Source organism: Hydrogenophaga atypica (genome assembly GCF_042665215.1).
Taxonomy (GTDB): domain Bacteria; phylum Pseudomonadota; class Gammaproteobacteria; order Burkholderiales; family Burkholderiaceae_C; genus Hydrogenophaga; species Hydrogenophaga defluvii_A.
Window position 1 is genome coordinate 205,001 of sequence record NZ_JBHTCA010000002.1, and the last position, 9,446, is coordinate 214,446.

General features: G+C 64.5%; 6 protein-coding genes (1 of these 6 cut by a window edge). 1 reads left to right on the plus strand and 5 read right to left on the minus strand.

All coding sequences use genetic code 11. The features are described from left to right. Together ACFQPB_RS03330 and ACFQPB_RS03335 are read right to left on the minus strand one after the other, a co-directional pair. Positions 1–1,075, minus strand: the beginning of a protein-coding gene (locus ACFQPB_RS03330; RefSeq protein ID WP_382219743.1) for a xanthine dehydrogenase family protein molybdopterin-binding subunit. Its footprint begins 1,220 nt before the window's first position; the window shows 1,075 of its 2,295 coding nt (coding positions 1–1,075); the start codon lies at positions 1,073–1,075; its stop codon lies beyond the left edge, outside the window. After that, positions 1,072–1,530 (minus strand): (2Fe-2S)-binding protein, encoded by a 459-nt coding sequence (locus ACFQPB_RS03335; RefSeq protein ID WP_382219745.1) that lies wholly within the window; start codon positions 1,528–1,530, stop codon positions 1,072–1,074. The genes ACFQPB_RS03330 and ACFQPB_RS03335 overlap by 4 nt, the downstream gene beginning before the upstream one ends. A 64-nt stretch (positions 1,531–1,594) precedes the next feature. Here ACFQPB_RS03335 and ACFQPB_RS03340 point away from each other — a divergent pair, with 64 nt between their 5' ends. Continuing rightward, a complete protein-coding gene (locus ACFQPB_RS03340) occupies positions 1,595–3,487 on the plus strand; it encodes an ATP-binding cassette domain-containing protein (protein ID WP_382219747.1) in 1,893 nt (630 codons plus the stop codon). A 6-nt stretch (positions 3,488–3,493) separates the two neighbouring features. On the opposite strand, the gene ACFQPB_RS03345 is transcribed toward ACFQPB_RS03340, so the two are convergent. The 3 genes from ACFQPB_RS03345 to ACFQPB_RS03355 form a co-directional block, all read right to left on the minus strand. After that, positions 3,494–4,969 carry an aminotransferase-like domain-containing protein gene (locus ACFQPB_RS03345; protein ID WP_382219749.1) on the minus strand — a complete coding sequence of 492 codons (1,476 nt, stop codon included), beginning with the start codon at positions 4,967–4,969 and terminating at the stop codon, positions 3,494–3,496. Positions 4,970–5,084: 115 nt separating this feature from the next. Beyond that, the gene (locus ACFQPB_RS03350; RefSeq protein ID WP_382219751.1) at positions 5,085–5,795 is read right to left on the minus strand and encodes a Crp/Fnr family transcriptional regulator; all 711 of its coding nucleotides are present in this window, start codon (positions 5,793–5,795) and stop codon (positions 5,085–5,087) included. Between the two features lie 138 nt (positions 5,796–5,933). Then, the coding region (locus ACFQPB_RS03355; RefSeq protein WP_382219754.1) for a VWA domain-containing protein at positions 5,934–9,446 on the minus strand (3,513 nt) is incomplete at its 5' end.

Genomic DNA, 9,446 nt, shown 5'->3' on the forward strand with positions numbered 1-9,446 from the left:
CGAAACCGCTATCGGTGCCCACCTCGTTCAACAGTTGCTGGCGAATGTTCTCGCTGTCGACCAACGGCCCCACAGGATGCCGCCACGCGATGTTGAGTGCTCGCACCGCCTGCTGCGCCTGCCAGTAGCTCGACGCCACAACTGCCACACCGGCCGTGCTGCCCGCGTAAGAAGGCAAGGACACCACGCGCACCACCCCCGGCATGCGCAAGGCGACGTTGGCGTCAAAGGCGCCGGGCGCGCCGCCAAGTACCGGGCACATGCGGACGGCCGCAAACGCCATGTCGGGCAAGCGCACGTCCAGGCCAAACACCGCGCTGCCGTCCACCTTGGACGGCAAATCCAAGCGCGGCGCAGCACGCCCCAGCAGCTTGAAATCCGCGTGGGCTTTGAGCGTGACGGTGCCCGGTGGCGTGGCCGAGGCCGAACGGGCCAGCTGCCCGAAATGCGCCTGCGCACCCGAGGAATGCCGGATCATCCCCTCCACAATGGCCAATTCGGCCACCGGCAGCTTCCATTGCGCTGCTGCGGCACCCAGCAGGGCCGCCCGCGCGGTGGCCGCTGCCGCCCGCACGGGCTCCCACGCGTCTGCCACGCTTGAAGAACCCCCGGTGGCGTTGATGCCCAGCTCGCGCGCCACCTTGGCCACCAACCACTCTGCCGCTCGAACCTTGAATGGCGGTGCAGCGCCTTCCGACAGCGCGGGGTGAAAAGGCAGGCTGGCCACAAACATGGCCACGTTGCCGTAGATCTTGTCTGCCCCGGCCTGCACCACCTGCACGCGCGCCAGCGGCAAGTCCATTTCCTCGGCCACCAGCATGGCCAGCGCCGTGTGCACGCCTTGCCCCATTTCGCTGCGGGGCATGGCCAGCGCCACGCCGCCATCGGCCAGCACCTTGATCCAACCGTTGAGGGCCACCTCGCCTTCCCCGACCGACCACAACTCTGGCTTACCCTGACGCGAGCGAGGCGGGATGACACCCCACCCCACCAGCAGCAACCCAGCCGCACCCGCCGCGCCCAGCAGCAGCCCTCGGCGCGACACCTTGCCCGCCTGCGCCGATGCGCGGCTCATGGCTTGCCTCCCGCCGCTGCAGCGCGGTGGATGGCGCGGCGCACGCGCTGGTAGGTGCCACAGCGGCAGAGGTTGGTCATCGCGGCGTCGATATCGGCATCGGTGGGTTTGGGTGTTTTGTCCAGCAACGCGGCCGCCGCCATCAACATGCCCGACTGGCAGTAGCCACACTGCGGAACCTGTTCATCAATCCACGCCTGCTGCAGGCGGTGCAAGCGGCCACCGTCGGCCAAACCCTCAATGGTTTGAACCGGCTTGCCCGCCACCACCGACACCGGCGTGACACACGAACGCACCGCGTGGCCCGCCACCCGCACGGTGCAGGCGCCACAGGCGGCCACACCGCAGCCGAACTTGGTGCCTGTGAGTGCCAGCGCATCGCGCAACACCCACAACAAAGGGGTGGTCGGGTCCACCTCCACCACGCGCTTCGCGCCATTCACCACCAAATCCATGACCGGTCCTCCGTCGTGTTCATGCCGGTCACTATATAGAGGGCGGGGATAATCCCGCTCACTTATGGCATTGATCACCCTCACCCAGGCCCACCTGGCCTACGGCCACGTGCCGCTGCTGGACCACACCGACTTTGCGCTCGAAACCCAAGAGCGTGTTGGCCTGATTGGCCGCAACGGCACCGGCAAATCCTCCCTGCTCAAGATACTGGCCGGCCTCGAAAAACCCGACGACGGCACGGTGCAGGTGCAAAACGGCCTGCGCATCGCTTACGTGCCACAGGAACCCGTGCTCGATCTGGACGCCACCGTGTTCGACGCCGCCAGCGCCGGCCTGAAAGACGCCATCGAAGCGCGCGAGATTTACCTCAGCGGCGGCGAGGGCCACGATCTGGACATGCTGCAAAGCCGCATCGAGGCGCTGGACGCCTGGAACTGGGAACAGCGCGTGGACGAAACCCTGCACCGACTGCACCTGGACGGCGCCACCACCGTGGGCACGTTGTCGGGCGGCAACAAGAAACGCGTGGCCCTGGCGCAGGCCCTGGTGAGCCGACCCGATGTGCTGCTGCTGGACGAGCCCACCAACCACCTGGACCTGGACAGCATCACCTGGCTGGAGGACCTGCTGCTGGAATTCAATGGCAGCGTGCTCACCATCAGCCACGACCGCGCCTTCCTCGACCGCGTGGCCACCCGCATGGTGGAGCTGGACCGTGGCCGCCTGCTCAGCTACCCCGGCAACTTCGCTCAGTACCAAACGCTGAAAGAGGTGCAACTGCAGCAGGAGGCGGTGATCAACGCCCGCGCCGACAAGCTGCTGGCGCAGGAAGAGGTGTGGATACGCAAAGGCGTGGAGGCCCGCCGCACCCGCGCCCAGGGCCGCATCACCCGGCTGGAAAAGCTGCGCGAGCAACGCGCCCAGCGGCGCGACGCCGTGGGCCGTGTGCGGCTTGAAGTGGCCAGCGCAGCGGCTGGCGGCAAGATCGTGGCCGAGCTGGAGAAAGTGAGCAAACGCTTCGGCGAAGGCCCAACAGCCAAGCAGGTGGTGAAGGACTTCAGCTGCACCATTCTGCGCGGCGACAAGGTGGGCCTGATGGGCCCCAACGGCGCTGGCAAGACCACCCTGCTGCGCATGATCCTGGGCCAGCTCGCACCCGACAGCGGAACGGTACGCCAGGGCAGCCAGCTCGACGTGGCGTACTTCGACCAGATGCGCGATCAGGTGGACCTGGACGCGACGCTGGAAGACTTCATCAGCCCGGGCAGCGAGTGGATCGAGATCGGCAACCGCCGCACCCACGTCAAGAGCTACCTGAGCGACTTTTTGTTCTCGCCCGCGCGCGCCAACGCGCCGGTGCGCACCCTCTCTGGCGGCGAGCGCAACCGCCTGCTGCTGGCCCGCCTGTTCGCCCGCCCGGCCAACGTGCTGGTGCTGGACGAACCCACCAACGACCTCGACATCGACACCATCGAACTGCTGGAAGACCTGCTGGCCGACTTCCCCGGCACCGTCTTCCTGGTCAGCCACGACCGGCGCTTTCTGGACAACGTGGTCACCAGCACCATCGTGTTTGAGGGCGCCGGCCAATGGCGTGAGTACGAAGGCGATGTGCAGGACTGGATCACCCAATCCACCCGCGCGGCCGAGATCGCGGCGCAGAAGGCGGCGTCAGCCCCCCCCCCAACACCCGCGCCGGCGCCCGCCCCTGTGGCGCCACCGGCTGCCAGCACCAAGCGCAAGCTCAGCTACAAGGAACAGCGCGAGCTGGAGGCTCTGCCACAACACATGGAAGCGTTGGAAAAAGAACAGCAGGAGATCGATGTTCTGCTGGCCGACGGCAGCCTGTACGCCATCGACCCCACGCGCGCGACCGCACTGGCCAAACGCCACGCCGAGCTCGACGACGAGCTGCTGCAGGCCATGGAACGGTGGGAAGCGCTGTCGCAAGGCTGAAGCCGGTCAGACCCCGCTGCGGCCGTGGGCCACGGCGTCGCGCACCGGGCCAAAGGTGTCCCAAAACGCTGCGTCCTGCGTGGTCGCAAAGTTGATGCGCATCAACGTGCTGGGCTGGCGGGTGGCGTGGAACAGGGTGCCGGGCGCCAGCAGGTAACCCAGGTCAAGCATGCGCAAGGCCAGCGCCTCGCTGTCCACGCCCACATCCACCCAGCCAAACAGGCCGGCCGGCTCGGTCACAAACGCACAACCTGCCGCCTGGGCCAGCCGCACCGAACGTGCTCGCGCTGCGTCCAGCCGGGTTTTGATGCGCTCCGCGTGCCGGCGCAAATGGCCTTGCTCCATGCACAGCGCCATCGCCCGCTCCAGCAGCGACGGTGTGGTCAAGGTGCTCAGCAACTTGGTGTCCAGCAGCCGCTCCACCAGCGCCGGCGGTGCCGCCAAAAAGCCGACCCGCCAGTCGGGGGCCAATATCTTGGCGAAACCGCTGACGTAGATGCTGCGCTGCAAGCCGTCCAGCACACTCAGGCGGGTGGCGTGTTCGGGCGCGATGTGGCCATAGGTGTCGTCCTCCACCACATGAAAGCCAAAGCGGTGCGCCAACTGCAGCACCCGGTGGGCAGCAGCGGGCGACAGGCAGCAGCCGGTGGGGTTGTGGAACACGCTCACACTGACAAACAACTTGGGGGCGTGCTCTTCGCAGTAGCGCGCCATCACCGCCAAGTCGGGGCCGTCCACCCGACGCGGCACCGGCAGCACCCGCATGCCCAAAGCCGCGAGGCGGGCAAACTCGACCGACCAGCCCGGCTCCTCCACCATCACCGCATCGCCCGCCTTGAGCAAGGTGCGGCTCACGATGTCCAACGCCTGGGTGGCCCCCAGGGTGGTGATGATGTGCTCGGGCGCCACCGGCAGGTGCATGCCCGTCAACCGGTGCGCGAGTGCTCGGCGCAGGCCGCTGTCGCCCATCGGCTCTCCATAGCGCAACGAGGCCTGCGAGAGTTGGGCCGCAGCGGCCACCTTGCGCAAGGCGGCCGACAAAAACGCCGTCTCCAGCCATTCAGGGGGAAACGTCCCAGCACCCGGTTGCAGTCGGCCCGCCGGGTCGTGGAACATGCCTCGAATCAGTGCCGTGGCATTGAACGCCGTGCCGGAGGCCAAGGTGGCCTGCGCGATGCTGGGCGGCGGCGCGGCCTGGGCCACCACAGACCGCGTGCCAGCCAAAGCGGTGTCGCGAACGAAAAATCCCCGTTGACGCCGGGCCTCGACCAACCCCTGGGCCTGCAAGAGATCGTAGGCCACCACCACGGTGGCGGGGCTGACACCTTGCTGCCGGGCACATTCCCTGACGGAGGGCAACCGCGTCCCGGGCGCGAGCAGCCTGGCCCGAATGCGATGCGCAAAACGGGCTGCAAGCTGCTCGGTCAACGGCTGATGGGCATGGCGCACCAGCGCTGGATCTGACACCACAAAGGCGGGCATGGAACAAGGAACATGGAACGACGACGCCTGACATTGTGCAGGGATGTTGCGCACGTCACTAACACCATGTGAGTGACACGATGTGCTGCAACCGCTCCGGGCAGGAACGCTTCAATCAAAGCTGGTCCACTTCCTTGAGCTTTCTGAAGAACAACGGACGAACGATCAGCTTGCGGTAGGCCAGCTCAACCTCCTGCATGTCTTGGAGTCGCTTCAATTCGCTGTGAACGCGTTGGCGGGACGCGCCGACACCGTCCGCCAAATCGCTTTGTGAGACCCACAACTCGACACTGCCATCCAGCGCGGTCACCCCAAAATTGCGGGTCCACCACACCAGAACGGCACGCAGCTTCTCGATCAGCAAACGGGGGCGCCCCACATCGATGATGTCAAACAGTTGATCTTGTCGCCGGCTCATGCCCACCGCAATGCCCAAGCCCACCCCTGCCACCTGGTTGATCAAGTCCTCCAACGTGGCACGGTCGATTTGCACGACGGTGGCAGTTGCCGTGTCCACGCGCAGCGTCACACGAGAGGGCGTACCGGTCAACAAGCCGGCCATGCCAATGAGCTCCGACTGCATGACCCAACCCACCGACTGAACCACACCATCGGACTGGGTCAGGGTAGACCGCAACCGCCCGGCCTTGATCCAAGACATGTGGCGCACAGGCACCAAATGTTCCTGTACGGCCTCGCCATGCCGCCAAGTGCGCACGGAGCCCCGCCGAAGCATAAAAGCCTGAGCCTCGGCAGGCAGATCCCCGACGGTTGGTCCAATCGACTGAATGCCCAGCGGCGACAAGGCCGCATTTGTACGGTTCATAAAAAGCACTTTTACCGCGATTGACCCAAAGGCGTCAATTCAATTCGCTCACGCCGCGGTTGAGCGCGAAAAAAAGCCAACCGACTCACATCGGTTGGCTTGTCGCTCGCTCAGATGAGCGATACGGCGCAGAAGCGTTTAACCAATCACCAACTGGCCAGAGTTCAGCAACTGGTTCAGATTGTCCAGGTTGGAGCCGCTCAGGGTCACACCCTCCAGCACGATGGTGCCACCGTTGTGGATAGTGGTCACGGACGAGTAGGCCCCATTCACGAACCCACCTTGAGTGCTGATGCGGATTTCCGCATTTGCACCCACCTGAACGACGCTGAGGTAGTTGCCAATGTTGTCGGCCGTCGCCCCCACCAAGAAGTTGGACAAATCCAACCGATCGGCGGCGTTGGCGCCCGTGACCGTCACATCGAAGTTGCCCACCTGGAAGTCTTTGATAGTGTCTCTGACCAAAAGATTGCCGCCATCGCCTCGCAGCCACACAAAGGTGTCGGCCCCGCCAGCACCGGTCAGCGTGTCAGCGCTTGCGCCACCCACGATGACGTCGGCCCCGTCGGTGCCCACCAGCGTGTCGGCATACACGGTCCCCATCTTGGTGACCACCGCCAACGTCAGCGACACAGACCCTTGATCCCCGTCGCCATCCACCAGCACCACAGACGCCTTGGTGATCGTGCCCGTGGGCGCGCTGTAGGTGTACGCACCCGTCACCATGTTGATCGACAAGCTTTGGTTGGTGGCCGCATCGTCAATGGTCAACACGTCGGTGGCCGCATTGAAGCTGTGCGTCAAGCCGGCACCGCCGGTTTTCGACACGCTGTCGGTGGCGGCGTTGTAGGTGAAGGTGCCGCCCAGCAGGCCCACACTGTGAATGTGACCACCATCGCCCCCCAGCGACACCGTTTCGCTCTGGCCCGTGGTGGCGTCCGCGCCCAATGCCCCCACCACTGTGCCCGAGAACCCGGGTGCGCCCGGCGCCAAACCCACCAGCGCCGCACTCAGGTCGTTCGGGTTGGGCACGTGCACGCCGCTCAACTCGGTGCGGGTCACGCCGTTGTAGGCAATGGGGTCGAGTTGCCCGATCTCGGCCGCGCTGTAGGAGGCAGAGAAGCCCAGCGCTTGAGACACAATTTGGTTGGACTCCAAGAAGTTCTTCCAAATGGTTTCCTCCGCAGACGAGACACCGATATCGTCGGCACCTTCCAGGTTGAGCAGAGCCGATGTATTCCCGTCGCCAAAGTTCGGAACACCGTCCGTGAGGAAGTAGGAATAGTTGTTCGCGTCGGCCAAACGACCGGTGGTGGTCGAGAAAGCCGACATGGCCACGTTCAATGCGGCGTCGTAGTTGGTGCCAGGGCCAAACGCCGGGTCGGGCATGGCGTTGATGATGGCCTTGGCTTCGGTCACCGTCAGCCAGGTCGTGCCATGGGTGGTGGCCGTGTTGTCAAACGACACCAGCCGAACCATGGTCTCACCGTTGGCAGCGAAGGTGTCCAACAGGTTGTTGGCGGCCTCCACCACCTTGTCCCAACGGACCAGAGTCGGCCCGTGCGGGCTGGACATGCTGCCCGAGCGATCCAGGACCAGCATGACGTTCGCTTCGGTGCTGGGCCCAACCACCGAGTTCACCAGTTGTGTGCCCGAGGTGGGCGCATCGTCTTCCACCGCAATCTTCAACTCGACGGCGCCGCTGCTGGTGGTGGCGTTCACGCTGAAGTTCAGCACGTCTTCCCCGCCGGTGTTGGGGTGGTCCAAAGGCTTGAGCAACTGCACCGAATAGGTGTTGTTGGTGTTGTTGAACACCACCTCCATCACCGATTCGCCGCCGGCCTGACCCGTCAAGGTCAACCCGGTTGCGGTGGTGGTCGAACTCCAGGTCACGGCCTCGCCACCCGAGGTCAACCCAACCGGTCCGGTGACGGAGGTCACATCGGCCGCCAGGAACCCGGTGGTAGCTGCAGTGTTCGTCAAGTCCGTTGGGATGCCTACAGCGTCGGGCGAACCAACAGACAGCCCCTCTTCCGAGACCACCGCCGAGAGGACAGTGGGCACCGCGTCGGGGTTGTAGTTCACCGTCAAAGACAGGTCCACATCGCCGCGGTCGCGGTCGTTGTCGATCAGCTCCAGCTTCACCAGCTCGGTGTTGCCCACCACGCCACGGTACTCGTAGGCACCCGTGAACACGTTCACGGCAAAGCTGACCGAACCCAAGGTCTGGCCAATGACCAGGTTGCCGGTTGTGGCATCGAACGTGTGCACCAGGTCGCTGCCACCTACCTTGATAATCGCTTGATGCTTGTCATCGTAGATGAAGAGGCCTCCCAGGAAGGTGACACTGTAGATGTGCCCCCCGTCAGCGCCCAGCGCCACGGTCTCCAATTCGTTGGTCACCGCGTCCCGCCCTTCGGCACCGATGATGTTGCCGCTCACACTGGAAGCCGACAGGTTCAACAGCATGTCCGCCAAGGCGCCCACGCCACCCACCCGGATGCCCGCCATGTCCACGCCGGTGGCACCGTTGTAGGCGATCGGGTCCAACTGCGCACGGGCGGCGGCGGAGAAGTCACCGCCGAAACCCAGCGCGTACGAGGTGATGTCGTTGTTGGTCAGGAAGTCGCGCCAGATGGCCTCTTCTGCTGCACTGATGCCAACATCCCCAGTCCCAGAAGCGGCGTTGACCAGTGCATTGCCATTGACATCGTTATTTCCATCGCCATACGAAGGGGCGCCATCGGTCAGGAAGTAAGACACGTTTTGCGCGCCGTCTATCTTGCCCGGCGAGCCAAACGCATCCATGGCGTTGGCCAGCGCGGCGTCGTAGTTGGTCCAGCTGCCCAACTGCACAGCATCCAGCGCCACCTTGGCTTCGGCCACGGTCATCCACGCACTGCCTTGGGTCTTGGCCAACGTATCGAAGACCACGAGGCGAACACGCACGTCGCCGTAAGCGTCGTAGCTGTCCAGCAGCAGCTTGGCCGCATCCACCGCTTGCGACAGCTGAGAAGGCGTCCCCGCACTCATGCTTTGAGAGGTGTCCAGCACCAGCATGAGGTTGGTGTCTTGCAACGCAACCATCTCAGACGCTTGAACCAGCACGTCGTCGCTTGGCGCGTCGTCTTCGACCGTGACTTGCAAGTTCAGGGAGGTGTTGGCAGCGGTGGTCAGGTCGATGTTGAAACCAAGCAGGTTTTCACCGTCTCCGGACTCGTGGTCCAATGGACCCAGCAACTCCACCTTGTAGGTGTTGTCGGTGTTGTTGAAGTCCACGCGAACCACATCTTTGCCACCTGCCTGGCCAGTCAAAACCAAACCAGTGGCGGTGTTGACCGAGTTCCACACGACAGCCGCCCCATCAGACTTCAGATCGCTAGGGCCTGTTGCAGCCGTCACGACCATCGGCAAGGCTTGGGTCAGCGCGGCAAGATCGGTGGTGTCTGTGGGATTGCCAAGCGCATCGGCAATGCCACCAGACAGCCCTTCTTCTGAGAGCACAACGCTCAACTGCGGCGTCACGCTGACCGTCACCGTGGCGGTCTCGGTCACGCCCGCCGGGCTGGTCACCGTGTAGCTGAAGCTGTCCGTGCCAACGTAGTTGGCGTTGGGCGTGTAGGTCACCGTGTTGTCGGGGTTGATCACCAC